At 66.9% G+C, this 24,320-nt stretch carries 17 protein-coding genes and 1 pseudogene; 9 read left to right on the top strand and 9 right to left on the bottom strand.

All coding sequences use genetic code 11. From position 1 onward, the window contains the following. A pseudogene (locus ACT6QK_RS10315) lies at window positions 1–1,362 on the top strand (TonB-dependent receptor); the annotation flags it as partial. Between the two features lie 96 nt (window positions 1,363–1,458). Here ACT6QK_RS10315 and ACT6QK_RS10310 read toward each other — a convergent pair. Genes ACT6QK_RS10310 through ACT6QK_RS10290 form a run of 5 tightly spaced genes read right to left on the bottom strand, consistent with a single transcriptional unit; the run spans window position 1,459 to window position 7,374 of the window. After that, complete coding sequence (locus ACT6QK_RS10310; protein WP_444597744.1) at window positions 1,459–2,574, bottom strand: acyl-CoA dehydrogenase family protein; 1,116 nt, start codon at window positions 2,572–2,574, stop codon at window positions 1,459–1,461. After that, window positions 2,574–3,584, bottom strand: coding sequence for an NADPH:quinone oxidoreductase family protein (locus tag ACT6QK_RS10305; RefSeq protein ID WP_444597743.1), 1,011 nt, complete (start codon window positions 3,582–3,584; stop codon window positions 2,574–2,576). The genes ACT6QK_RS10310 and ACT6QK_RS10305 overlap by 1 nt, the downstream gene beginning before the upstream one ends. Next, the gene (locus ACT6QK_RS10300; RefSeq protein WP_444597742.1) at window positions 3,581–4,765 is read right to left on the bottom strand and encodes an acyl-CoA dehydrogenase family protein; all 1,185 of its coding nucleotides are present in this window, start codon (window positions 4,763–4,765) and stop codon (window positions 3,581–3,583) included. Before ACT6QK_RS10300 ends, ACT6QK_RS10305 begins: the two co-directional genes overlap by 4 nt. An 8-nt stretch (window positions 4,766–4,773) precedes the next feature. Next, entirely contained in the window at window positions 4,774–6,000 is a 1,227-nt protein-coding gene (locus ACT6QK_RS10295; protein ID WP_444597741.1) for an acetyl-CoA C-acetyltransferase, read from the bottom strand. Window positions 6,001–6,048: 48 nt separating this feature from the next. Further along, the gene (locus ACT6QK_RS10290; RefSeq protein WP_444597740.1) at window positions 6,049–7,374 is read right to left on the bottom strand and encodes a serine hydrolase domain-containing protein; all 1,326 of its coding nucleotides are present in this window, start codon (window positions 7,372–7,374) and stop codon (window positions 6,049–6,051) included. 179 nt (window positions 7,375–7,553) lie between these two features. On the opposite strand from ACT6QK_RS10290, the gene ACT6QK_RS10285 reads away from it, so the two are divergent. After that, the gene (locus ACT6QK_RS10285; RefSeq protein WP_444597739.1) at window positions 7,554–8,906 is read left to right on the top strand and encodes a spinster family MFS transporter; all 1,353 of its coding nucleotides are present in this window, start codon (window positions 7,554–7,556) and stop codon (window positions 8,904–8,906) included. 420 nt (window positions 8,907–9,326) lie between these two features. Here ACT6QK_RS10285 and ACT6QK_RS10280 read toward each other — a convergent pair whose 3' ends face one another. Next, complete coding sequence (locus ACT6QK_RS10280; RefSeq protein WP_444597738.1) at window positions 9,327–11,558, bottom strand: TonB-dependent receptor; 2,232 nt, start codon at window positions 11,556–11,558, stop codon at window positions 9,327–9,329. A gap of 441 nt (window positions 11,559–11,999) precedes the next feature. Between ACT6QK_RS10280 and ACT6QK_RS10275 the strand changes: the two genes are divergently transcribed. The 3 genes from ACT6QK_RS10275 to ACT6QK_RS10265 all read left to right on the top strand — a co-directional run bounded on the left by ACT6QK_RS10275 (window position 12,000) and on the right by ACT6QK_RS10265 (window position 14,533). Then, window positions 12,000–13,628: an AMP-binding protein gene (locus tag ACT6QK_RS10275; protein WP_444597737.1), complete on the top strand. Its 1,629-nt coding sequence runs from the start codon at window positions 12,000–12,002 to the stop codon at window positions 13,626–13,628. A 123-nt stretch (window positions 13,629–13,751) separates the two neighbouring features. Then, window positions 13,752–14,153, top strand: coding sequence for a nuclear transport factor 2 family protein (locus ACT6QK_RS10270; protein ID WP_444597736.1), 402 nt, complete (start codon window positions 13,752–13,754; stop codon window positions 14,151–14,153). After that, complete coding sequence (locus ACT6QK_RS10265) at window positions 14,150–14,533, top strand: nuclear transport factor 2 family protein (protein WP_444597735.1); 384 nt, start codon at window positions 14,150–14,152, stop codon at window positions 14,531–14,533. The genes ACT6QK_RS10270 and ACT6QK_RS10265 overlap by 4 nt, the downstream gene beginning before the upstream one ends. Window positions 14,534–14,591: 58 nt before the next feature. Here the strand turns inward: ACT6QK_RS10265 and ACT6QK_RS10260 are convergent, their stop codons facing one another. From ACT6QK_RS10260 to pelA, 3 genes are all read right to left on the bottom strand, one after another. Continuing rightward, window positions 14,592–16,076, bottom strand: a complete 1,485-nt coding sequence (locus ACT6QK_RS10260) for an AMP-binding protein (protein WP_444597734.1) — start codon at window positions 16,074–16,076, stop codon at window positions 14,592–14,594. A gap of 10 nt (window positions 16,077–16,086) precedes the next feature. Continuing rightward, window positions 16,087–16,476: a nuclear transport factor 2 family protein gene (locus tag ACT6QK_RS10255; protein WP_444597733.1), complete on the bottom strand. Its 390-nt coding sequence runs from the start codon at window positions 16,474–16,476 to the stop codon at window positions 16,087–16,089. A 64-nt stretch (window positions 16,477–16,540) separates the two neighbouring features. Then, complete coding sequence (gene pelA, locus ACT6QK_RS10250) at window positions 16,541–17,848, bottom strand: pectate lyase (protein ID WP_444597732.1); 1,308 nt, start codon at window positions 17,846–17,848, stop codon at window positions 16,541–16,543. A 228-nt stretch (window positions 17,849–18,076) separates the two neighbouring features. Here pelA and ACT6QK_RS10245 point away from each other — a divergent pair, with 228 nt between their 5' ends. From ACT6QK_RS10245 to ACT6QK_RS10230, 4 genes are all read left to right on the top strand, one after another. Continuing rightward, on the top strand, window positions 18,077–19,750 hold the full coding sequence (locus ACT6QK_RS10245) for an MFS transporter (RefSeq protein ID WP_444591900.1): 1,674 nt from the start codon (window positions 18,077–18,079) through the stop codon (window positions 19,748–19,750). A 46-nt stretch (window positions 19,751–19,796) separates the two neighbouring features. Continuing rightward, on the top strand, window positions 19,797–21,731 hold the full coding sequence (gene acs / locus ACT6QK_RS10240; RefSeq protein ID WP_444591901.1) for an acetate--CoA ligase: 1,935 nt from the start codon (window positions 19,797–19,799) through the stop codon (window positions 21,729–21,731). A 157-nt stretch (window positions 21,732–21,888) separates the two neighbouring features. Then, the gene (locus ACT6QK_RS10235; protein ID WP_444597731.1) at window positions 21,889–23,391 is read left to right on the top strand and encodes a CoA-acylating methylmalonate-semialdehyde dehydrogenase; all 1,503 of its coding nucleotides are present in this window, start codon (window positions 21,889–21,891) and stop codon (window positions 23,389–23,391) included. A gap of 146 nt (window positions 23,392–23,537) precedes the next feature. Further along, a partial coding sequence (locus ACT6QK_RS10230; protein WP_444597730.1) for an acyl-CoA dehydrogenase family protein occupies window positions 23,538–24,320 on the top strand: 783 nt, incomplete at its 3' end.

The following is a 24,320-nucleotide window of genomic DNA, read 5'->3' as shown; positions in this document are numbered from 1 at the left end:
GCTCTGCACCAGAGCCCGTTCAAGGCCATCACCTACGGCTTCAACTACACGGAGCGTCAGAAGGACTTCGTCAACGACCAGTTCTATCTGGGCGTGAAGGGCGGCGGCGACCTGGCCGTGCCGACGCAGTTCCTGCTGGAGCCGACCGATCTCGGCTACCTCGGCATCTCCCAGGTCATCAGCTATGACGCCCTGGCCCTGGTCAACAGCGGCGCCCTGAATCTGATCCGCAACCCCAACGCCGACGTCCTTTCCGGCAACTGGCAGGTGACGGAAAAGGTCACCACCGCCTACATCAAGGCGGACATCGACCACACCCTGTTCGGGCGTCCGCTGACCGGCAACGTCGGCATGCAGTATGTCTATACGGACCAGAGCTCGAACGGCTTCTCGGCCCGTCAGACCGGACCGGGCGTGGCGGAAACGGTCGCCGTCACGGGCGGCGCCGAATACGTCGAGATCCTGCCCAGCTCCAACTTCATCCTGGAGGTCGGGGACGACCTGTTCGCCCGGTTCGCGGCGGCCCGCACCCTGGCCCGCCCGCGCATGGACGACATGCGGGCCTCGCGGAACTACAACTACAACTCCGCCTTCGCCCTCTCGACCGACATCAACCGCTCGCCCTGGGGCGGCGGCGGCGGCAACCCGGAGCTGCGGCCCTTCATCGCCGATGTGGCCGACATCTCGATCGAGAAGTATTTCGCCAACCGTCGCGGCTATGTCTCGCTGGCCGGCTTCTACAAGCACCTGGAAAGCTATGTTTACAGCCGCAACCAGCTGTTCGACTTCACCGGCTATCCGATCGGCGTGATCTCCCCGACCAATCCGGAGCCCCTGCTGCGTCAGGGCCTGCTCAACGCGCCCGACAACGGCGACGGCGGCTGGATCCGGGGCGTGGAGTTCTCCTTCTCGGCGCCGTTCGAAATCTTCCATCCGGCTCTGGAGGGCTTCGGCGTCCAGTTCAGCGCCTCCCAGACCGACAGCGAGGTCCAGCCCGACCCGACCCAGGCCCCGACCACCCTGCCGGGCCTGTCGGAAACCGTCGTCAACGGCAGCCTCTACTATGAGCGCTATGGCTTCCAGGCGCGCGTCTCGGGCCGCTACCGTTCGGATTACCTGGGCGAGGTCGCCGGCTTCGGCAACGGCCGCACCCTGCGCTCGGTTGCGGCGGAAACCGTGGTCGACGCCCAGATCGGCTACGAGTTCCAGTCCGGTCCGATCAAGGGGCTGTCCGTCGTGGCCCAAGTCAACAATCTGACCGACGAGCCGTTCAAGACCTTCCAGAACGGCGATGAGCGCCAGACCATCGACTACCAGCACTACGGCCGGACCTATGCGGTCGGGGTCAGCTACAAGTTCTGACCGGGTTCTGAATCGACGGCGCGTCCCGTCCTCCCCGACGCGCCGTCCCAAACTGCGCCGCCTGTCCCCGGACAGGCGGCGTTTTCTTTTGCAGTGCTAGACGCCGATCAATCGCCCGAACCGCTCGCGGTGCCAGGCGGCGGAGCCCCAGGCGGCTTCCAGCACCCGGGAGCGCTTGATGTAGAAGCCGGCGTCGTGGGCGTCGGTCATGCCGATGCCGCCGTGCATCTGGATCATTTCGCGCGTGGCGAGGTTGGCCGTGTCCGAGGCCGTGGCCTTGGCGAGGGAGACCAGCAAGGCGCGGTCCGGGGCGGCCCTATCGATAGACTCCAGCGCCGCCTCGACCGCCGACCGGGTCAGTTCGATCCGGGTGTGGAGATCCGCCGCCCGATGCTGCAGGGCCTGAAAACTGCCGATGATCCGGTCGAACTGAACCCGGGTCTTCAGATACTCGAGCGTCATCTCGAAGGCCCCGACCGACAGTCCGAGCAACTCGGCCGCCGTCAAGGCCCGGGCGCGGTCCAGCAAGGCCTCGATCAGGCCCGCGTCGCCGTCCGGGTGGCTCAGCCGGGCCTCGGGCCCCACCGCCACGTTCGACAGTTCGATGTCGGCATGGCCGCGCGCGTCGGTCAGGCGTCGGGCCGTGCGCGACACGCCCTCGGCCGCTGCGTCCACAGCGAACAGGGCGACGCCGCCGTCGGTCCGGGCAGCGACGATCAGCAGGTCCGCGCCCATGCCCTCGGCCACGAACCGCTTCGTCCCGTTCAACCGCCAGCCGTCCGCCGTGCGCTCCGCCGTCGTTGCGATGACTTCAGGGTCATGACGCGCGCCTTCGTCGACGGCGAGGGCTCCGACGGCCTCGCCCGACAGAAGACGGGGCAGCCAGGCGTCGCGGATGGCCTCCGACCCCGCCAAGACCAGGGCGTCGGCCGCGACCGCCGAGGCGGCGAGGGGAGAGGCCCCGAGATGGCGTCCGGTCTGCTCCACGATCAGGCCGAGGGTCAGATAGCCCAGGCCCGAGCCGCCATGGGCCTCCGGGATCGCGACGCCGCCCCAGCCGAGGTCGCCCATCTCGCTCCAGCTCGCCGCATCGAAACCGCGCGGCTCGCCGGCGTCGCGCAGGGCGCGGAAGGCCGAGACCGGCATCCGCTCGCGGGTCCAGTCGCGGGCGGTGTCCAGCACCATCGACTGCATCTCGTCCAGCACCGCCATCAGGCCGTCTCCTCATTCATGGTCACGACGACCTTGCCCATGGCCTTGCGGTGGGCGAGCAGGGTCAGAGCCTCGGCCGCGCGCTCCAGCGGATAGCGGGCGGTGATATGGGGCCTGATGGCCCCGGCCTCGTAGAGATCGAACAGTTCGGCGACCTCGCGCCGATAAGCGGCGGGGTCGCGGGCCACGGCCGCGCCGTAGAAGACCCCGACCACGTCGCAGCCCTTCACCAGCGTCAGGTTGGCGGGGATCTTCGCGATCCCGGCCGGGAAGCCGACGATCAGAAACCGCCCCTCCCAGCCCATGCAGCGCAGGGCCGCCTCGGTGTAGTCGCCGCCGACCCCGTCGTAGCAAACGTCCGCGCCGCCTTTTCCGACCGCGTCCTTGAACAGGCCGGCCAGAGCCTTCTGCCCGTCCTTGTCGAACGGCCCGGTCGGATAGACCACGCCGCCCGCCGCGCCGTGCGCGATGGCCAGGTCGACCTTGTCCTGGCTGGAAGCCGCCGCGATGACCCGGGCGCCCATGGCCACGCCCAGTTCCACCGCCGCCAGACCGACGCCCCCTGCCGCGCCCAGCACCAGCAGGGTCTCGCCCTTGGCCAGCCGTCCGCGCCGCTTCAGCGCGTAGTATGAGGTGCCGTAGGTCGCCAGAAAGGCCGCCGCCTCGTCGAACGGCATGGCGTCGGGGATCGGGATGACGGAGGCGGCGTCAAGCAGGATTTCCTCGACCATGCCGCCCCAGCCAGGCACGGCCAGGACGCGCTGGCCGACGTTGAGGCCCTCGATGCCGTCACCGATGGCGGTGACCACGCCCGCGATCTCGCTGCCCGGCGAGAAGGGGCGTTCGGGTTTGATCTGATAGAGGTCCTGAATGATCAGGGTGTCGGGGAAATTCACGCCACAGGCGCGCACGGAGACCACCACCTGACCCGGCCCGGCCACCAAGGCGGGCTTGTTCTCCAGGACCAAAGTGTCGGGACCGCCGGCCGCGTGGCTCATCAGGGCTCTCATGACGGCAGTCCCAGGATCTGTTTTGCGATGATGTTGTTCTGGACCTCGTCGCTGCCGCCGAAGATCGACCAGGCCTTGCCGTGCAGCCATTCGCGGACGGTGGACAGCTCCTGCTCCGAGAAGCCCTCGCCATCCCAGCCCAGTCCCTGAAGCCCCTTGGCCTCCAGGATCAGTTCGGCCCGGGCCTGATAGGCGCGCACCCCGGCGTTCTTCAGAATGGAGGTGGCGGTCCCGGCGCCTTGGCCGGCCCGGGCCTCGGCGGTGACGCGCGCGATGGTCAGATCGACCAGCCTCTGTTCCATCTCGTTGCGGATGATCCGGGCGCGCAGGTCCGGATCGGTCAGTCGGCCGTTGTCATCGAGTCCGACGGCCTCACGCGCGATCTCGATCAGGGAGACGCCGCCGGCCATGGCGTCGCCGCTGTCGGAGATGGCCGACCGCTCGTGCTGCAACAGCCGCTTGGCGATGCCCCAGCCCCCGTTCAGCGACCCGACCAGATCCTCCTTTTCGGCCCGGACGTCGGTCAGGAAGGTCTCGCAGAACGGGGAGTCGCCCGAGATCAGGGCGATGGGTCGCACCTCCACGCCCGGCTGGCGCATGTCGAACAGCACGAAGGAGATGCCGCCCTGTTTCCTCGACGTGTCAGTCCGCACCAGGCAGAAGCACCAGTCGGCATAGTCCGCATAGCTGGTCCAGATCTTCTGGCCGTTGATCAGGAAGTGGTCGCCGCGATCCTCGGCCCGGGTCTGCAAGGACGCCAGGTCGGACCCCGCACCGGGCTCCGAGAAGCCCTGGCACCAGCGGACCTCGCCGCGCGCGATCGCGGGCACGTGGCGCAGTTTCTGCAACTCCGTGCCGAACTCCAGCAGGGTTGGCCCCACCATCATCACCCCCATCCCGCCGATGGGGTTGTAGGCGCCGGCCCGCGCCAGCTCGGCCTTGATCGCCCGCGCATGGGTCCGGCCAAGATCGGCTCCGCCATAGGCCGAGGGCCAGGTCGGCACGCCCCATCCGGTTGGCCCGAACGCAGCGCGCCAGGCCAGCTGGTCGGCGTCGAGAGTGTCGTCGTCGGCCGGGACGCCCCGGTCCTTGAGCGCGGGGGGGAAGTGGGCGGCCAGCCAGTCGCGCACCTCGGCGCGGAAGGCGGCCAGATCGTCCTCGCGGACGTCTTCGATCCTCATGTCCATGCTCACACCCGCTCGATGATGACGGCGGGCGCCATGCCCCCGGCCGCGCACATGGTGACCAGTCCGCGCTTCAGATCGCGACGCTCCAGCTCGTCGACCATCATCCCGATCAGGATGGCGCCGGTCCCGCCGATGGGGTGGCCCAGGGCGATGGCGCCGCCGTTCACATTGACCTTGTCGCGATCCAGCCTCAGGTCCCGGATGAACTTCTCCGCCACCACGGCGAAGGCCTCGTTGATCTCGAACAGGTCAATGTCGTCGACCGTCAGTCCGGCGCGGTCCAGCACCTTGCGGGCGCCCGCCACCGGGGCGTTCAGCATCAGGGTCGGACAGTCGCCGGCGTTGGCCATGGCGACGACCCGGGCTCGGGGCTTCAGTCCCTTGCGCGCCACATAGTCGGGCGAGGCGAGCAGCAGGGCGCCGGCGCCGTCCACCACGCCGGATGAACTGCCCGCATGGTGGACGTGTTTGATCTTCAGGTCCGGATACTTCCGCCGGACCAGATCGCCAAACGTGGGCCCGCCCGGCTCGCACGGCATGTCGGCCAGGGCCTCGAACGAGGGCTTCAGCCCGGCCAGTCCCTCCAGCGTCGTCTGGGGTCGCGGGTATTCCTCGCGCTCCAGAGCCAGAGACCCGTCCTCGCGATAGACGGGCACGAGCGCCCGGTCGAAATGACCGTTGCGGATGGCGTGGTCGGCCCGGCGCTGGCTCTCGACCGAGAAGGCGTCCAGCGCCGCCCGGTCGATCCCTTCAAGCGTCGCGATGGCGTCGGCGCAGACCCCGGGCATGGCCTGAGGGTGTTTCTCGCGCAGTCGGAGGTTGCCGGCGTCGGGCATCGGTGGCGCGCTGGCCGCCGCATAGGACATCATCTCCAGCCCGCCCGCGACGGCCAGGTCTTCCATGCCGGACATGATCTGGCCGGCGGCGAAGTTGAAGGCGGTGATCCCGGACCCGCAGAACCGGTCCAGGGTCACGGCGCTGGCTTTCACGTCATAACCGGCGTCCAGCGCCGCCATCCGGGCCAGGTCGCCGCCCTGTTTGCCGACCTGGCTCGACGTGCCCCAGACGACGTCGCCGACGTCGGCGGTGTCGAGGTCGTTGCGCTCGGCGATGGCCTTCAGGACGGTGGCCGCGACATGATGGGGGTGCATGTCGGCCAGCGCCCCCTTGCCGACCCGGCCGATGCCGCGCGGGGTGCGGCAGGCGTCGATGTTATAGGCTTCGGGCATGGTGTTTCCACGTGTTCGGCGGGCCGTTCGGCCTCTGCGCGGGTGTTTTCAGGCTTCGGGCGGGCTCGCCATCAGATGGTCGGCGATGGCCTGGTAGGCGGGCAAAGACAGGGGATCGAGCAGGGCGTTGCTGGCCAGGGGGCTGGAGGCGAAGCGGACGATGACCATCTCGGCTTTCGGATCGACGTAGCAGGCCTGCCCGAACACCCCGCGCGCCATGAAGGCCCCATCGGCGTTGTGAGAGACCCACCACTGATTGCGATAGCTCCAGCCGGGCAGGGTGGCGTAGCCGCCATGGGTGAAGGCCTCGGGGCTTCCGCCTTTCGCGATGTCGGCGACCACGGCCTCCGGCACGATCTGGCGACCATTGAAGCGCCCGTTGTCGCGCATCATCTCGCAGAACCGGCCGAGATCGCGCAGTTGCAGGTTCAACCCGCCCGCCGCATAGGCCGCGCCGCTCTGGTCGACCTGGATATAGGCGTCGCGCTCCATCCCCATCGGCTGCCAGAACCATTCGCTCAGCACCTGGTAGAGCGGCTTGCCCGTGACGCGCGAGACCAGCCAGCCTGCGACCTCGGTGTTGACCGACTTGTAGTGGAATTCCCTCCCGTGCTCGCCGGATTTCTTGAGGGTTTTCAGATAGTCGTAGGTGGTTTTGGGCCCGTCGTAGCCGGGCGGGCGGGGCATCATTCCGCCCGCGCGCACGAAGGCGAAGGCGTCCGAGTTCGGATCCGTATAGACCTCGGTGTAGGCCAGGGCCGTGGTCATATCGAGCACCTGGCCCACGGTCGCGTCGCCGAAGGCGCTGTCGGCCAGTTCCGGGATGTAGCGGGATACCAGAGCGTCGCGATCCAGCTTGCCTTCGGCGATCAGCATGGCCGCCGCCGTGCCGACGAAGGACTTGGTCACCGAATGGGCGATGTGCTGACCGCGCGGCGTCAGGGCGCCGAAATAGCGCTCATAGACGATGGTCCCCCGGTGCATGACGATGATCCCGTCGGTGTAGTTGGCGGCCAGGGACTGTGCCCAGCTCATCGGCGCGCCGCCGCCGATCGGGGTGAAGGTCACGGCGTCCAGATCGTCCCGCAGGGCGACGGGCAGGACGCTGACCGCCCCGTCGCCGCGCGAGATTTCGGCGCTCGGCAACAGTTCGCGCCAGTGGGAAAAGCTCCACCGCGTCTGCGGGAAGGTCATGAAGCCCATGTCCTCGAAGCGAATCTGGCGGTCGCGCGGTGGCGGCGATCCGACCATCCAGCCCATTACGGCCGGGTCGGTCGCCGCGGCGTCCGGCCAGGTCGTCGGCGCCGACGTCTGGGCGGCGGCGAGGGCGGGAAGGGCCGCAGCGGCCATCAGGATCATCACCAGTCGCTTCATCCGACCCTCGCCAAACAGTCCTGATTTGAAAGCTATGGCGCCGCATTGCTTTCGTAAACGGACTTTCTTGAATTTCGACCTGTCCCGCGTCCGATGCGCCCGCCCTGCGAAATCACTTGCATTAATGGACGAAACGGAAAAATCATTCCCCCAACAAGAAAACACAGTTGGGAAACGCCATGGATCAGACCGTCAGAGCGCCCGAGTTGCGTCCGCTTCCGACCGCCGCCGACTGGCCGTCTCCCGCCCGGGCCTGGGCGACGGTCTTTGTCCTGATGGCGGCCTACGCCCTGGCCTTCGTGGATAGGCAGATCCTGTCGCTGCTGGTCGAGCCGGTGAAGCGGGATCTGAGCATCACCGACACCCAGTTCAGCCTGCTCAGCGGTCTGGCCTTCACCCTGTTCTACACGGTCATGGGCATCCCCTTCGCCTGGCTGGCCGACCGCAGTTCACGGCGACGGCTGATCATGTTCAGCATCGGGTTCTGGACCCTGATGACCGCCGCCTGCGGGATGGCCGGCAGCTTCATGAGCCTGTTCATCGCGCGGATCGGCGTGGGGGTAGGGGAGGCGGGCCTGTCGCCCGCCGCCTATTCGATGATCGCCGACAACTTCCCGCCGGCGAAACGGGCGCGGCCCCTGGGCGTCTACACCATCGGCGCGATTTGCGGCGTCGGCCTGGCCCTCATCATCGGCGGCGCCGTCATCCAGTGGGCGATCACCGCCCCGCCGGTCAGCCTGCCCCTTCTGGGCGAGCTGAAGAGCTGGCAACTGGCCTTCCTGATGGTCAGCGTGCCCGGGCCCATCCTCATGCTGGCCATGATGGCCCTGCGCGAGCCGAAGCGCCAGGAACGGGCGCTGGTCGAGGGTGAAGTCCGCCCCTCCTTCGTGGCCTTCCTGCGCCGCCGCTGGGTTCCCTTCCTCCTGCTGTCGATGGGCTACTCCCTGATCGGGGTTTCCGTTGCGGCCTATCTGACCTGGACCCCGGCCTTCATGGTGCGCCGCTTCGGTTGGGAGATGAGCCAGATCGGCGCGACCTACGGCGCGATCCTGCTGGTCTTCAGCACCAGCGGCATCATCCTGGGCGGCTGGTGGGCGGACAAGATGGTCGCCAAGGGCGCCAAGGACGGCATCCTCAGGGTCGCCATGATCGGCACCCTCCTGGCCCTGCCCTTCACCCTTGCCGCGCCCTTCGCCCCGACAGGAACCTGGGCCATGGTCCTGATCGCGGCCATGTCCTTCACCATCGGCCTGACGCAGGGACTGCCCCCGCCCAGCCTTCAGGCCATCGCGCCGAACCGCTTGCGCGCGCGGGTCATGGCCCTGTTCCTGCTCATGGGGAACATCATCGCCTTCACCGTCGGGCCGACCGGCGTCGCCCTGATCAGCGACTACTGGCTGAAGGACTCCAGCAAGATCGGCGTGGCCGTGGCCATCGTCTCGGCCATCGTCGTGCCGATGGGATGGCTGTGCCTGTTCGCGGCGCGCAAGAGTTTCATCGAGGCGTCGGAGTTCGAGGCCGGCGACGCCTGATTTTTCACCCCGGACTGCAGAGGGACCCCAGGCTTGCCTGGGGCCTTTTTGTATGGGGATGCGCCGACTTGCGGTTCGCGCTCTGGGTCGCGCTTCGCGACCATCACTGTCGCTGGCTGACGCTCGCCTTCGCCTGGGCATCAGCGCACAGCGCATCGCGCAAGGTCCAGGCCCAGAACCCCTCTCCGGCCCCTATATGGGCGGACTCATCGCGCCACCGGGAGTCTGGATCCTCGCCACAAGGGCGAGGATGACGGGGGATGAGAACGTCAAGTTGTCATCGCTTTCCGACGAAATCCGGCGGCCTCGCGATCGAGTACGGACCCTGAGAGCCCTCGTCCGATTCGACGAGAAAAGAAAAAGCCCGCGAGGCCCCTTTCGGGAACTCGCGGGCGAGGCGGTCAAGGAGGGTAGGGGAGTCTAGAACGAATAGCTGACGTCGAAGCCGAACGTCTTGGGCGGGCCGTAATATTTCAGAAGGTCGCCGAAGGTCGCCTGAGCCCCTACGGCGTAGAGCTCATCCGTCAGGTTCTTGCCCCAGACGGTCACGTTCCAGGCGGCGTTGGGCGGCTGGATCCGCAGGGAGGCGTCGAGCAGGCCGAAGGGATCCTGCTTGATCGTGTTGTCCGGCGACCAGAAGGCTTCGCCCGTGCGCGTGTAGTTGCCCTTGAGGCTGAAGGCCTTGTCCCAGGCGCCTTCACCGAACTCATAGGTGAAGCCGACGTTGAACTTGTCCTTGGGCGAACGCTGGACGCGATTGCCGGTGAAGACGGCGCCGGCGCTGGTGACGAAGTCCTCGTACTTGGCGTCGATCAGCGAGCCGGAGGCGTTCAACAGCAGATTGTCGTTGACGGCCCAGGTCATCTCGGCCTCGAAGCCCTTGATCTTCGCCGCGCCCGCGTTGCTGGTGACGGTGCAGAGGCAGGCCAGGATCAGCTGCTGGGACTGCAGATCGGTGTAGTCCATCTGGAAAGCGGCGACGTTCAGGCGGACCCTGTTGTCGAAGAGGTCGGTCTTGGCCCCGATCTCGTAGTTGATGACCTCTTCGGGGTCATAGCCGATCCGCGCCCCGGCTTCGGTCGAGGGAATGTGGTCCCAGCCCCCGCCCTTGAAGCCCTTGCCGGCGCTGGCGTAGAGCATGATGTTCTCGTTCGGCCGGTATTCCAGGATCCCCTGCGGCGTGAAGGCGTCCCACTCCTTGCCGTAGTTGACCGTCCAGCTCTGACCTGCGGCCAGCACGAGGGCCGCGATACACAGGCCGTCGCCGCCGTCATTGAGACAGGCCGCGGTCCGGGTGCCGTTCTTCTTGTCCTTGGTGTAGCGGGCGCCGATCGTGCCCTTCAGCTTGTCGGTGAAGTTGAAGCCGACCTGACCAAAGACGGCCGACGTCTCGAGCTCGGCCGAGGTCGTGTAGAGGTAGATGCCGCTGAGCGCGGGGACAGGCGCGTATGAGGTCGCGACGTTGGAGTCGGTGCGGTCGACGTTGTCCTTCTGGAAGAAGGCGCCCAGGATCCAGTCGAAGCGGCTGTCCGGGTTCTGGGAGACCAGGCGGAATTCCTGGCTGATCGTCTCTGGTTCATCCGTCGCCGAATAGAAGCTATCGACCAGAGCCGGGGGCGAACCGGCGCCGAGCTGGTTGTAGCCGTTCCGGCCCTCGGAGTTGCGATAGCCGGTGATGGCGCTCAGGCGTGCGCCCCAGTCGAAGTCGTAGTCGATCCGCAGGCTGGCGCCCATGGTCTTGCGGTCGGCGTAGTCGCGCTGCGGGCTGAGGGTCTCGCGCGGGCCGATGCCGCGAGCGGTGCGATAGGCCGTCACGGCGCCGATGCCGGCGGCGAAGGGATCGTCCGTCACCGTCCGGGCCGAACCCGCCGACTTCGACGAGCCGTAGTCGATGGTGAACAGGGCGCGAAGCGGGCTGCCCTCGGGTTGATACAGCAGTTCTGCACGCGCCTGATGGGCGGTCAGATCTTCGAGGTCGGTGTTGAGCAGCACGTTGCGGGCGTAGCCGTCGCGATTGCGAACCTGGAAGGCGAAGCGGCCGGCCAGGCTGTCGGTCAGCGGGCCGGTCACATAGCCGTCGGCGTTGAAGCCGTTGTAGTTGCCCAGCCCCGCCGTCATCCGGCCGGATGGCTCAAACTTCGGCTTGTTGGTGATGACGCTGATGGCGCCGCCGACCACGTTCTTGCCGAGCAGAACGCCTTGCGGGCCGCGGATGACCTCGATCCGCTCCAGGTCATAGAAGTCGGAGAAGGCCGCGCCCATGCGCGAGATATAGACTTCGTCCACGAACACACCGACCGACGGCTCGGCCGTGGCGTCGAGGATGCGCACGCTGGTGATGCCGCGGATGTTCAGTTCCTTACCGAGCGACGAGCCTTCGGTCATGCTGAACGACGGAACGCTGGTGGCCAGGCTGTTCAGATCGACGATCCGCTGGCGCTCGATCGTCTCGCTGTTCACGGCCGTGATGGCGCTGGGGACTTCTTGCAGACTGCGGGCGCGGCGGTCGGCCGTGACGATGATGTCCTCGACGGTGGCGACCCCGGTGTCCGGCGTTGCGGGCTGGGCCGTCTGGGCCATCGCCATCTGCGGCATGGCGACCAGTGTCGTCAGGGCCGTGGTCGCCAGACAAGCCAAGGTGAACTTGCGCATTCGATTTTCCCTCCCCGGGCTTTGCCCGTTGTTGTTCGCCTCGCGCCGATGTCGGCGTCCGGCAATAATCCCGGCGCGGCGTCGAGGCCCGTCGAGCGGCGCCAGCGGAGGAATCCACGTTCCCTTGGTCCGGTGTCGCAAGTCGCACAATCCGGTAATAAATCTCGATTTGCAAGCCGTCGCGTTACCGCAGGCGATGAGACTTTCGCTAACAGACTTTTATTGAGTTTCCTCAATGTCTTGTGAATGTTGTGCGCCGCACCATGGCTCCGCTCACATCTCCAAACCCGTCGAACCGGCTGACCTGAGGGGCTTGCGGGCGTCAGGGGCTGGGCCCATTGATCCGCGAAATTGCGGCCTGATCCCCGCCGCTTTTGATTCAGGACTGTCTTTCCGCCGGACCGATTCCGGCTGTCGGCTGCTTTTCCAGGAGGCTCGCAGATGACCGCTTTTCACCCGCCCTGGTTCGAGCCGAAAACCCCGACGCCCGAGGACTGCGTCGGGCCGCGCCTGATCGACCGGTTCGCGGCCGAGACGCCGGACGACATCTTCATCCGCTTCGAGACCGGAGAGTCCTGGACCTGGGCTGAGACGCGGCGCAAGTCGCTGGAGACGGCGGCGGCGCTTCAGGCGCGGGGCGTGAAGCCGGGCGACGTGGTGGCGGCCTGGGCCCCCAACTCCGCCGCCCTGGTCCGCAGCTGGTTCGGCGCCAACTATGCGGGCGCGGCCCTGGCCCCGATCAACACCAGCTTCCGCGGACGACTGTTCGAACACGCTCTGGCGAAGACGGGCGCACGGCTCTTCATCGTCCACCCCGAACTGGCCCTGAGGCTGGAAGGCCTGTCCCTTGGGTCGGTGGAGCGGCTGATCCTGACCGGCCCGACGAACGCGCCGATCAATGTCCCTGTCGAGGTGGAGACGCACGAGGCCCTGATCGGCGACGCCGCCGCCGTTGCGCCCGCCGAGGTCCAGCCTTGGGACACGCCGGTGATCATCTTCACCTCGGGCACTACCGGCCCCTCCAAGGCCGTGGTGACCTCCTATGTGCAGGAGTGGACCACGGCCCGCTGCACCTACGGCTACATGGGTCAGAGCGACCGCATTCTGGTCAACCTGCCGATGTTCCACGTCGGCGGCATCACGGCCATCACGGCGGCCCTGGCTGTCGGCGGCTCGGTCGCCCTGTTCGAGGCCTTCGACACCCGCCGCTTCTGGGATCTGGTGCGCGAGACCGGCTCTACGACCTGCAGCGGCCTGATCGGCGCCCTGACGACCTTCCTGGCCAAAGAGCCGCCGCGCGACAGCGACGGCGACAACCCCTTACGCATCTGCACCCTTTCGCCGATCTCGGAGGAGACGATGCAGGTCGCCCGCCGGTTCGGCTTCGACTACATGTCCGGCTTCAACATGACCGAGGTGTCCACGCCCCTGATCACCGAGGTCAACGAGCAGACGATGTCCAGCTGTGGCCGCCCGCGCACGGGGGTGGAGTGCCGCATCGTCGACGCCTTCGACCGCGAGGTCCCGCACGGCGAGATCGGCGAACTGATCATCCGCACCTCCCGGCCCTGGGAGCTGTTCAAGGGCTACCTCGGCGATCCCGAGGCCACGTCCGAGGCCTGGCGCAACGGCTGGTTTCATACCGGCGACCTGCTGAAGCGGGACGAGGAGGGGCGGTTCTATTTCGTCGATCGCAAGAAGGACGCGATCCGCCGGCGCGGCGAGAACATCTCCTCGGTCGAGATCGAGATCGAGGTCAACGCCCACCCGGCCGTGCGGGAGGTGGCCGCCTACGGCGTCGATCTGCCGGGCGGCGAACAGGAGGTCATGGTCTGTGTCGCGCCCAAGGCGGGAGCGAGCATCGACGCGCGGGAGCTGCTGGAGTTCCTGATCCCCCGCATGGCCCACTTCATGGTCCCGCGCTTCATCCGGATCGAGGCCGAGTTGCCCAAGACCCCGACCAACAAGATCCAGAAGGTCGAGCTGCGCAAGGAGGGGGTCACGCCCGGCACTTGGGATCGGGAGGTCGCAGGCATTCGGGTGAAGCGCGAACGTCTGTCGACCCACTAGCAGCGGCGGCTGCGTCAGACTTGCAAATCACGACTGTTTGTTGTGGCGATGCCCGGCGAGGTGACTTGCAAAAGCAAACCAAACTGCTAGCGTTTTGAAAACAACGACAGGGAGCAGGCGACCATGAGCGCGAATTTCGAAGTGCTTCAGGCCTTCATGAAGGCCTCCAAGGCCAAGGATCACGACGCCTTCGTCGACCTCTGGCACGACGAGATGGAGTACTACTGGTCGGTCCACGCCAAGCCGATCACCAGCAAGGAAAAGCTGCGCAAGTTCATCCGCAACTACGAGGCCGCCTTCGACCAGCAGGACTGGACCGTGGTCAACTGGATCGAGAAGGGCGACCTGATGTTCTGCGAGGGCATCGAGATGATCTACGACAAGAGCCGCGACACCCTGATCCGCAACCCCTTCATGCAGGCCATCGAGTTCCGCGACGGCAAGGTCGCCAAGATGCGCGACTACTATGACGGCTCGGTCGTCCAGGCGCCCCAGAAGCCGCAGGCCGAAGGGGCGGCGGCATGAGTGGGGCCGAGCCCAAGATCGAGGTCATCGGCCGCCTGCAGAAGGCGATCGAGGCGCGCGACATGCCGACGGTCCTGTCCTACTTCGACCCGAACATCGAATACCATTACCACGTGGGCACTCGCCCCCTGAAGGGCATCGACTGGGTCGAGAAGTTCTTCACCAAATACTGGACCAACAACTCGTCCGGAACCTGGGTGCTGCAGCACTGGGCCGAGCGGGACGGCCGGCTTCTGGCCGAGGGCCGCGAGGAATACGTCAACGCCGACGGCGTCCTGGTCCAGCACCCCTATATGGGCATCATCGAGTTCGGCGCGGACGGCAAGATCACCGGGTGGCGCGACTATTTCCAGATGCAGGATCCCAACGCCGGGAAGTGAGGGCGGCGGCGGAAGTTGCGAGGCCCGCGACGTTTCGGCGTCGCGGGCCTTCCGTTGTTCAGGCCGGGATTCGGGCGTCGCGCAGGGCGGTTCGGCGCGCCTTGCCGGCGTCGTCGCGCAGCCGCTCGGTGGTGATCTCCCAGGTGCGCGGTAGCTTGTAGCGGGCCAGCCGCTCGGCGACGAAGACCTGCAACGTCGCCACGTCCGGCGCCGTCGCATCGGCGACCTCGACGATGGCGTGAACCTTCTGCCCCAGGTCCTCGTCCGGCAGGCCGACGACCACGCTGCACAGCACCCCGGGGCAGGCGTCGATGGCCGCCTCGATCTCGGCGGGATAGATGTTGGCCCCGCCCGAGATGATCAGGTCCGTGCGACGGTCCGCCAGATAGAGATAGCCGTCCGCGTCCATCCAGCCGAGATCGCCATAGGATTCCCACTCGCCGTTCGCCCGCGGTTCGGCGCCCAGATAGTGATAGGTCGAGCCCTTGCCGCCGGGGGGCAGGAAGTAGATCTCTCCGATCTCGCCGGGCGCAACGGGCTGGCCGTCCTCGCCGATGAACTTGATCTGCGTCGTGGGCGGCAGCCGACCCACCGTCCCCTTGTGCTCCAGCCATTCGCGTCCGCCGATCAGGGTCGCGGCGATGGATTCCGTACCGGAATAGCCCTCCCAGATCCGGTCCGGGCCCAGCCACTCGATCCATTTCTCCTTCAGCCAGACCGGGCAGGCGGCGGCGATGTGGCAGACGATCTCCAGCGACGACAGGTCGTACTTCCCGCGCACCTCTTCGCCCAGGGCCCAGATCCGATGCATCATCGTCGGCACGACATAGAGCCAGGCGCCGCGATGCCGCTCGATCAGCCTCAGGGTGTCCTCGGCGTCGAACTTCGGCGTGAGCACCAGATGGCACCCGGCCGCGAGCGCCAGATAGCCGAAGCCGAACGGGGCGGCGTGATACAGAGGCCCGGGAATGACGACCGCGTCGCCATACTGCATGGCCAGGCTCGGGGCGTCGGGGTCCAGCAGGCCGGGCGCATGATCGACAATGACCTTGGGCCGGCCGGTGCTGCCGCCGCTGGGGATGGCCTTGACGTACTTCGCGACCTTCTCCGGCAGGGGATCGGCCGACAGCTCTAGGTCATAGAGATCGGCCTCGCTCACCACAGTCGCGCCCGCATCGGCCGCCGCCGCGCCGCCGACGACCAGACGGGGCTTCATGAGCTCCAGGATGGCCTTCAGCTCTAGTGTCGGCAGACGATGCGACACCGGCGCGGGCGTCGCCCCGATGGCCCAGCAGGCGAAGGCGATCTCCATGAAGGCCGTGCCGTTGGGCAGGGCGATGGCGACGAAATCGTCCTGCTCCACCCCGGCGCGGATCAGGGCGCGGGCGCGGCGGTTGATGCGCGCCGCCAGTTCGCCCCGTGTCAGGGTGACCTCGCCACAGGTCAGGGCGGGATAGTCCGGATCGCGCCCGGCATGAACCTCGATCAACCGCCCGATCGACATCGGATTGGTCGCCGGCGGCAGGGTGAAGCTGCGGGCCATGGCGGGGCCTCTAGGCCTTGATGTCCTTCAGGACCGCCGCCTGGGCCGGATCGAGATATTCGTCCAGCCGGGTGATGACGCCGTCCTTCATCCGCACAACGCAGCAGGCGGTCATGCGGAAAGGCCGGCCGTCCGGCAGGGTGGCCTCGACCACATGCTGCTGCACCCAGCCGTCGTGGAGCACCTCGCGGCGGATGATGTTGTATTTCCGGACCGGCAGCTTGCGGTGCATCCAGGCGAGGGTCTTGAGGTTCTCGTCCACCGACTGCTCGTAGTCGTCGAAATTGTGCCAGATCTTGGCGTCCGGCGCATAGAAGGTCCGCGCCGCATCCGCGTCGCCGCGCTCCAGCACCGCCGAGAAGCGGTCGGAAAAGTCGTGAATGGCCTGTTCGTTTTGCATCTGATGGCTCCCTATGGGCGCCACCTTAAGTCTGATTATGCAAGCGTCAATCCTCGACGGGCGGTCAGTCGGCCGGGTGGGCCGCCGACCAGGTCGCATAGGCGTCCAGCGCCTTCTGCGGCGAGCCGATCCACCAGGAGTAGCCGTTGCGGCGACCGACCGAGATGCCGTTGACGTCGTCGTGGATGGTCTGGTCCTTGTCGCCGAAGATCGGCTGGCCCGTGACGATGTCGTAGTTGCGCGACCAGATCGGGCCGGCGCCCGGCTTGTCGATCAGCTTGCGGCCGTCGTCGGTCATCTCGAACGACTTGTCATAGACGCGGGTCGCTTCCAGCCAGGCGGCCCCGGACCGGATCGCGGCCTGGACCTGCGGCGAGGGGTCGGTCTCGCCCATCAGGAACATCAGGATGTCGGTGGTCTCGCCGCTGGCGACGGAGCGGGGCTCGTAGTTGCGGGCGCTGGTCGGGGTCAGGCGCATGGGCTCGACCTGCTGCGGCCAGCCCATGACCCGCCCGCCGTAGCGGACCTGGGCCGCCAGGATGACGTCGATGGCCTTCCTTGTCGCCTCGGCGGCCCGGACTTCCAGGTCGGCAGGCACGAAGTCGAAACCTTCCGTGCCATGGGCGACGTCGCGCAACACCATGGCGGCGTTGGCCACGGCGTTGTCGTTGAAGGTGATGGAGTCGTGGAAGCCGCCCTCCAGCGGCCAGATTTGCGGCCAGCCGCCGTTCGGATACTGGGCGTTCAGCAGATAGTGGACGCCCTTGATGACGCTGGCGCGCCAGGCGTCGCCCTCGGGGCCGGGCGCATGGGCAGCGACCTTGGCCAGGAAGCGCATTTCCGACCAGGTGGCGTCATTGTCCAGCGTGCCGACGAAGGTCCAGAACCGGTCGGCCGGGGCGTCGAAGTTCGCCGGGTTCTGCTCCATGGTCTCGGCGTCGTTGGAGAAACGCTGGCCGGGCAGGCGGGCGATGCGGCGATCCTGGTTCTTGCTCCATCCGCCGGCCGGGGTCTGGAAGCTGACGGTCGCATCGGCGACGGCGCGCGCCTCGGCCGTAGCGTACCATTCCGCCGGGCGGTCCAGCGGCAGGTTGTGCTCGTTGCCGCCGACGGCCTGGGGCGGGGGAGGGGGCGTCGCGCCGGCCGGAAGCTCGGCAGCCAGGGCGTCGCGATCCGCCTTCATCTGAGCCTGAGAGCGGGCCAGATAGTCGGCCCAGGCGCCCCGTTCGGCGTCCGGCAGGGCGCCGATGCGGTCGGCCGTCAGGCCGACAGCGGGCGTGTTGAGGCGGATGACACCGGCGGTCGTTCGGGACGGGGCGACGGCGACGAGCGCCGAGGCCAGAAACAGGGCGGGGAGGCGGTTGGATTTCACGGCGCGGTTCCTCTGAGTATGCTGGGACGCAAATCTCATTATGTGGATGACAGTCTACATATCGAGATTGAGGTCAGCAAGAACCTCCGCTTACATCTCGCAAGCGCGGCTTGCCTGAAATCGCCCTGACCAAAATTAAAATTGACCTGACCAAAATTGATTGCGATGGCACTTCCCAAAACCGCCGATTCTGGCGTCAGGTCGCAAAGGCCGAAGAGGGAGGGTCAAATGACAGACAGCGCCATCGGCGTCCCGCCGCCGACGGATCATACCGTCGATCAGAACGACAAGCTTGTCATCCTGGCCTCGTCGGTCGGCACGGTGATCGAGTGGTATGACTTCTATCTGTACGGCTCGCTCGCCGCGATCATCACGGTCCAGTTCTTTTCGGGCGTGAACGAGACCACAGGCTATATCTTCGCCCTGATGGCCTTCGCCGCCGGCTTCGCCGTGCGACCCTTCGGCGCCGTGGTCTTCGGGCGCCTGGGCGACCTGTGGGGGCGCAAGAACACCTTCCTCGTGACGATGCTGCTGATGGGCCTGTCGACGTTCGTGGTCGGCCTCTTGCCGCCCTATGCGGCCATCGGCATCGCGGCGCCGATCATCCTGGTGCTCATGCGCCTGATCCAGGGTCTGGCCTTGGGCGGGGAATACGGCGGCGCCGCCACCTATGTCGCCGAGCATGCGCCCAGGGGCAAACGCGGCTTCTACACCTCCTTCATCCAGATCACGGCGACGGCGGGCCTCGTCCTCAGCATGATCGTCATCCTCGGCGTTCGTCTGGCCGTGGGCGAGGAGGCCTTCCTGGCCTGGGGCTGGAGGATTCCATTCTTGGTGTCGATCCTGCTGCTGGGCGTGTCCCTGTGGATCCGTCTGAAACTGTCCGAGAGCCCGTCGTTTAAACGCATGAAGGCCGAGGGCAAGGGATCCAAGACTCCGCTCAAGGACAGCTTCGGCAAATGGCCCAACCTCAAGCTGGTGCTGATCGCCCTCTTGGGCCTGACCGCCGGGCAGGCCGTGATCTGGTACACCGGCCAGTTCTACGCCCTGTTCTTCCTGGAGCGGGTGATGAAGGTGGACGCGACCCTGGTCTACGTCCTGCTGACCATCGCGCTTCTGGCCGCCTCGCCCTTCTTCATCTTCTGGGGCTGGCTGTCGGACAAGGTGGGGCGCAAGCCGATCATCCTGGCCGGCTGCCTGATCGCGGCCCTGACCTATTTCCCGCTGTTCAACGCTTTGACCCAGGCCGCCAACCCGCGTCTGGCCGCCGCCGCCGCCTCGGCGCCCGTGACCGTCTATGCCGATCCCGCCGACTGCCATGTGCAGTTCGATCCCGTCGGCAAGACCGTGTTCAACCACTCCTGCGACCTGGCCAAGTCCTATCTGGCCAAGGCGGGGGTGACCTACGCCAATGAAGCGGCTCCGGCCGGGACCGTGGCCGAGGTTCGCATCGGCGATGCGGTCGTGGTGCCGGGCTTCCGCGGCGAAACCCTGCCGGCCGCCGACTTCGCCGCCGCGCGCAAGGCGTGGGACACGCAACTGGGCGCCGCCCTGACCGCCGCCGGCTATCCGGCCAAGGCCGACAGCGCCCTGGTGAACAAGCCGATGGTGGTGCTGATCCTGTTCATCCTCGGCTTCTACGTCACCATGGTCTACGGGCCTATCGCCGCGGCCCTGGTGGAGATGTTCCCGACCAATATCCGCTACACCTCCATGTCGCTGCCCTATCATATCGGCAACGGCTGGTTCGGCGGCTTCCTGCCCACGACGGCCTTCGCCATAGTGGCGGCGACCGGCAACATCTACTCCGGCCTCTGGTATCCGATCATCGTCGCCCTGGGGACGGTTGTGCTGGGCCTCCTGCTGGTCAAGGAAGGCAAGGACGTCGATCTGAACGCCTGATCCGCGCCGGACGGGGTTTTCAGACGATCAAGCTGAGGAAAGCGTCGTGAGCGATCAGGATCTCTATCCCGTTCCTGCCGAATGGGCCGAGCGGGCGATCATGAACCGTGCGGCCTATGAGGCCGCCCGCGTCGCGGCGCGCGAGACGCCGGACGCCTTCTGGGCCGAGCAGGCACGGCGTCTGGACTGGATCACGGCGCCGACGAAGATCAAGGATGTGTCGTTCGACAAGTCCGACTTCCACATCCGCTGGTTCGAGGACGGCGTGCTGAACGTCGCCTGGAACTGCGTGGATCGGCATCTGGCCGAACGCGGCGACCAGACCGCGATCCTCTTCGAGGGCGACGATCCATCGGTCTCCGGCCGCCTGACCTATCGCGAACTGCATCTTCAGGTCTGCCGCATGGCCAATGTCCTCAAGGACATGGGGGTCAAGAAGGGCGACCGGGTCACCATCTATCTTCCGATGATCCCGGCGGCGGCCGTCGCCATGCTGGCCTGCGCCCGCATCGGCGCGATCCATTCCGTCGTCTTCGGCGGCTTCTCCCCCGACAGCATCGCCGGCCGGATCGAGGACTGCGGCTCCCGCTTCGTCATCACGGCGGACGAAGGCAAACGGGGCGGCAAGTCCATCCCGCTCAAGGCCAATGTTGATGAGGCCCTGACCAAGGTTTCGGTCGAGAAGGTGCTGCTGATCGCCCATACCGGCGGTGAGGTCGGCTTCGTCGAAGGCCGCGACATCCGTTTCGAGGAGGCGGTAGCGTCCGTCGCCGACGACTGCCCCTGCGAGCCGATGAACGCGGAAGACCCGCTGTTCATCCTCTACACCTCCGGCTCCACCGGAAAGCCCAAGGGGGTGCTGCACACCACGGGCGGCTATCTGTTCTGGGCGTCCTGGACGCATGAACTGGTGTTCGACTATCGCCCCGGCGAGGTTTTCTGGTGCACGGCCGATGTGGGCTGGGTCACAGGCCACACCTATGTCGTCTACGGCTGCCTCGCCAACGGCGGGACCAGCCTGATGTTCGAGGGGGTGCCCAACTATCCCGACGTCCGCCGCTTCTGGCAGGTGGTGGACAAGCATCAGGTCGAGATCTTCTACACCGCCCCCACGGCCCTGCGCGCCCTGATGCGCGAGGGCGACGGCCCGGTGAAGGCGTCCAGCCGCAAGTCCCTGCGCCTGCTGGGCACGGTGGGCGAGCCGATCAATCCCGAGGCCTGGCGCTGGTATCATGAGGTGGTGGGTGAGGGCCGCCTGCCGATCATCGACACCTGGTGGCAGACGGAAACCGGCGGCGCCCTGGTCGCCCCACTGCCGGGCGCGACGGACCTGAAGCCCGGTTCGGCCACCAAGCCCTTGCCGGGTGTCGAGCTTCAACTCGTGGACGCTGAGGGTGCGGTGCTGGAGGGCGCGACCGAAGGCAATCTCTGCATCACCGACAGTTGGCCGGGCCAGATGCGGACCGTCTGGGGCGACCACGGCCGGTTCTTCGACACCTATTTCTCGACCTATCCGGGCAAGTATTTCACCGGCGACGGCTGCCGCCGTGACGCCGACGGCTACTACTGGATCACCGGGCGGGTGGACGACGTCATCAACGTCTCGGGTCACCGGATGGGCACGGCCGAGGTCGAGAGCGCCCTGGTCCTGCACGACGACGTGGCCGAGGCCGCCGTGGTCGGTTTCCCCCACGACATCAAGGGCCAGGGCATCTACGCCTATGTCACCCTGAACAAGGGCGTCGAGGCCAGCGACGACCTGCGCAAAGTCCTCGTCGCCCATGTTCGCAAGGAGATCGGCCCGATCGCCGCGCCAGACGTCATCCAGTGGGCGCCGGGCCTGCCCAAGACCCGGTCCGGCAAGATCATGCGTCGCATCCTGCGCAAGATCGCCGAGAACGAGCTGGGCTCGCTCGGCGACACCTCCACCCTGGCCGATCCGTCGGTGGTGGACGATCTGGTGAAGAACCGGGCCGGTTGACGGCAGGGCCGGGCCTCTGCGCCGGGGCAGCCGTGGGCAAAAGGAATTTCTGAAAATTGCCATAGGGATCGGGTGAGGCGGGATGCTAGATCACCGCCAAACCCGGCGGGCAGGATAGAACGACCCGCCGCCTCAACGCTTTCAGGGAGCGACGCCCATGCGCGACATCAACCACTTCATCGGCGGCCAGAGCTTCGTCGGCGCCTCGGGCCGGTTCTCGGACGTGTTCAACCCCTCGACGGGCGAGGTCCAGGCGCGGGTGCAACTGGCGACACCGGACGAGCTGGACCGCGCCGTCCAGAACGCCCAGGCCGCCTTCGACGGCTGGTCCTCGACCAATCCTCAGCGCCGCGCGCGGGTGATGTTCGAGTTCAAGCGTCTGGTCGAGGCCAATATGCAGGAGCTCGCCGAACTGCTGTCCAGCGAGCACGGCAAGGTTATCGCCGACTCGAAGGGCGACATCCAGCGCGGGCTGGAGGTCATCGAGTTCGCCTGCGGCATCCCCCATGCGGTGAAGGGCGAATACACCTGGGGCGCCGGCCCCGGCATCGACGTCTATTCGATGCGTCAACCGCTGGGCGTCGTCGCCGGCATCACCCCGTTCAACTTCCCCGGCATGATCCCGATGTGGATGTTCGGCGTGGCCATCGCGGTGGGCAACACCTTCATCCTCAAGCCGTCCGAGCGTGACCCCTCCCTGCCGGTCCGTCTGGCCGAACTGATGCTGGAGGCCGGGGCGCCTGAGGGGGTGCTGAACGTCGTCCACGGCGACAAGACGGCGGTGGACGCCATCCTGACCCATCCGCAGGTTCACGCGATCAGCTTCGTCGGTTCGTCCGACATCGCCAACTATGTCTATCAGGTCGGCGCCCAGCACGGGAAACGCGTCCAGGCCATGGGTGGGGCCAAGAACCACGGCATCATCCTGCCCGACGCCGACATGGACCAGGTGGTCAAGGACCTGTCGGGCGCGGCGTTCGGGAGCGCGGGCGAGCGCTGCATGGCCCTGCCGGTCGTGGTGCCGGTGGGTCAGAAGACCGCCGACGAACTGCGTGAGCGGATGGTCGCCGAGATCCAGTCCCTGCGCGTCGGGGTCTCCACCGACGCGGGCGCCCACTATGGCCCGGTGGTCACCGCTGCCCACAAGGCGCGGGTCGAGGGCTGGATCGATCAGGGCGTCAAGGACGGCGCCGAACTGGTCGTCGACGGCCGGGGGTTCAGCCTGCAGGGCCACGAGAACGGCTTCTACGTCGGCCCGTCCCTGTTCGACCACGTCACGGCCGACATGGAATCCTACAAGGAAGAGATCTTCGGCCCGGTGCTGCAGATCGTCCGCGCCAACAGCTTCGAGGAGGCCCTGGCCCTGCCGTCGAAGCACCAGTACGGCAACGGCGTCGCCATCTTCACCCAGAACGGCCGCGCGGCCCGCGACTTCGCCGCCCGCGTCAATGTCGGCATGGTCGGGATCAATGTGCCGATCCCGGTGCCCGTCGCCTACCACACCTTCGGCGGCTGGAAGCGCTCGGCCTTCGGCGACACCAACCAGCACGGCATGGAAGGCGTGAAGTTCTGGACCAAGGTCAAGACGGTCACCGCCCGCTGGCCCGACAGCGAGCTGGAACACGCGGACAGCTCCTTCGTCATTCCGACGATGGCCTGATCTTCAACCACATTCCGTCACCCTCGGGCTTGACCCGAGGGCCGGGTTGTCCGTCTGCTCGTGCGATGATCTTGACGCACGGCTCGCTCAACGCCCGATCCTCGGGTCAAGCTCGAGGATGACGGTGCTGAGGTAGGAGAGTAAATTTGGACTTCGCCCTCACCGACGACCAGCGCGCCATCCAGGACGCGGCCCGAGCCTTCGCCGACGCCGAACTGGCCCCGCATTCGGCCCACTGGGACGAAGAAAAGATCTTCCCCGTCGAGACCATGAAGGCCGCAGCCGAGATGGGGTTCTGCGGCATCTACACGGCCGAGGAACACGGCGGCATGGCCCTGGGCCGGGTCGAGGCGGCGGTGATCTTCGAGGAGCTGGCGCGCGGCGACGTGGCGGTCGCGGCCTTCATCTCGATCCACAATATGGCGACCTGGATGATCGACAGCTTCGGGTCCGACGACCTGCGTGCGCGCTATGTGCCGTCGCTGGTGACGATGGAGAAGATCGCCTCCTACTGCCTGACTGAGCCGGGCTCCGGCTCCGACGCGGCGTCCATGCGAACCACCGCGCGACTGGACGGTGACCATTGGGTGCTGAACGGCTCCAAGGCCTTCATCTCCGGCGCCGGGACCAGCGACGTCTATGTCGTTATGGCGCGGACCGGCGGGGAGGGGGCGAGAGGCGTCTCCACCTTCGTCGTCGACAAGGACGCGCCCGGCCTGAGCTTTGGCGCGCAGGAGAGGAAGATGGGCTGGAACGCCCAGCCGACCGCCATCGTCCAGTTCGACGACTGCCGCATCCCGGCCGCGAACCTGCTGGGCGTCGAGGGCGACGGGTTCAAATACGCGATGGCCGGTCTGGACGGGGGCCGGCTAAATATCGCGGCCTGTTCGATCGGCGGGGCACGCCTGGCGCTGGAAACAGCCCAGGCC

This window comes from Brevundimonas sp. (assembly GCF_052436175.1).
Classification (GTDB): Bacteria; Pseudomonadota; Alphaproteobacteria; order Caulobacterales; family Caulobacteraceae; genus Brevundimonas.
The sequence above is the reverse complement of the archived record's forward strand: the minus strand, read 5'-3'. Positions and strand labels throughout refer to the sequence as shown.

Excerpts from the sequence above, each read along its gene's own strand:
- ACT6QK_RS10270 (WP_444597736.1), top strand. The coding sequence starts at position 13,752 with ATGAGCGCGAATTTCGAAGTGCTTCAGGCCTTCATGAAGGCCTCCAAG.
- ACT6QK_RS10245 (WP_444591900.1), top strand. The coding sequence starts at position 18,077 with ATGACAGACAGCGCCATCGGCGTCCCGCCGCCGACGGATCATACCGTC.
- ACT6QK_RS10300 (WP_444597742.1), bottom strand. The coding sequence starts at position 4,765 with ATGAGGATCGAAGACGTCCGCGAGGACGATCTGGCCGCCTTCCGCGCC.
- ACT6QK_RS10280 (WP_444597738.1), bottom strand. The coding sequence starts at position 11,558 with ATGCGCAAGTTCACCTTGGCTTGTCTGGCGACCACGGCCCTGACGACA.
- ACT6QK_RS10290 (WP_444597740.1), bottom strand. The coding sequence starts at position 7,374 with ATGAAGCGACTGGTGATGATCCTGATGGCCGCTGCGGCCCTTCCCGCC.
- ACT6QK_RS10255 (WP_444597733.1), bottom strand. The coding sequence starts at position 16,476 with ATGCAAAACGAACAGGCCATTCACGACTTTTCCGACCGCTTCTCGGCG.
- ACT6QK_RS10235 (WP_444597731.1), top strand. The coding sequence starts at position 21,889 with ATGCGCGACATCAACCACTTCATCGGCGGCCAGAGCTTCGTCGGCGCC.
- ACT6QK_RS10285 (WP_444597739.1), top strand. The coding sequence starts at position 7,554 with ATGGATCAGACCGTCAGAGCGCCCGAGTTGCGTCCGCTTCCGACCGCC.
- ACT6QK_RS10305 (WP_444597743.1), bottom strand. The coding sequence starts at position 3,584 with ATGAGAGCCCTGATGAGCCACGCGGCCGGCGGTCCCGACACTTTGGTC.
- ACT6QK_RS10275 (WP_444597737.1), top strand. The coding sequence starts at position 12,000 with ATGACCGCTTTTCACCCGCCCTGGTTCGAGCCGAAAACCCCGACGCCC.
- ACT6QK_RS10260 (WP_444597734.1), bottom strand. The coding sequence starts at position 16,076 with ATGGCCCGCAGCTTCACCCTGCCGCCGGCGACCAATCCGATGTCGATC.
- ACT6QK_RS10295 (WP_444597741.1), bottom strand. The coding sequence starts at position 6,000 with ATGCCCGAAGCCTATAACATCGACGCCTGCCGCACCCCGCGCGGCATC.
- ACT6QK_RS10265 (WP_444597735.1), top strand. The coding sequence starts at position 14,150 with ATGAGTGGGGCCGAGCCCAAGATCGAGGTCATCGGCCGCCTGCAGAAG.
- ACT6QK_RS10310 (WP_444597744.1), bottom strand. The coding sequence starts at position 2,574 with ATGGCGGTGCTGGACGAGATGCAGTCGATGGTGCTGGACACCGCCCGC.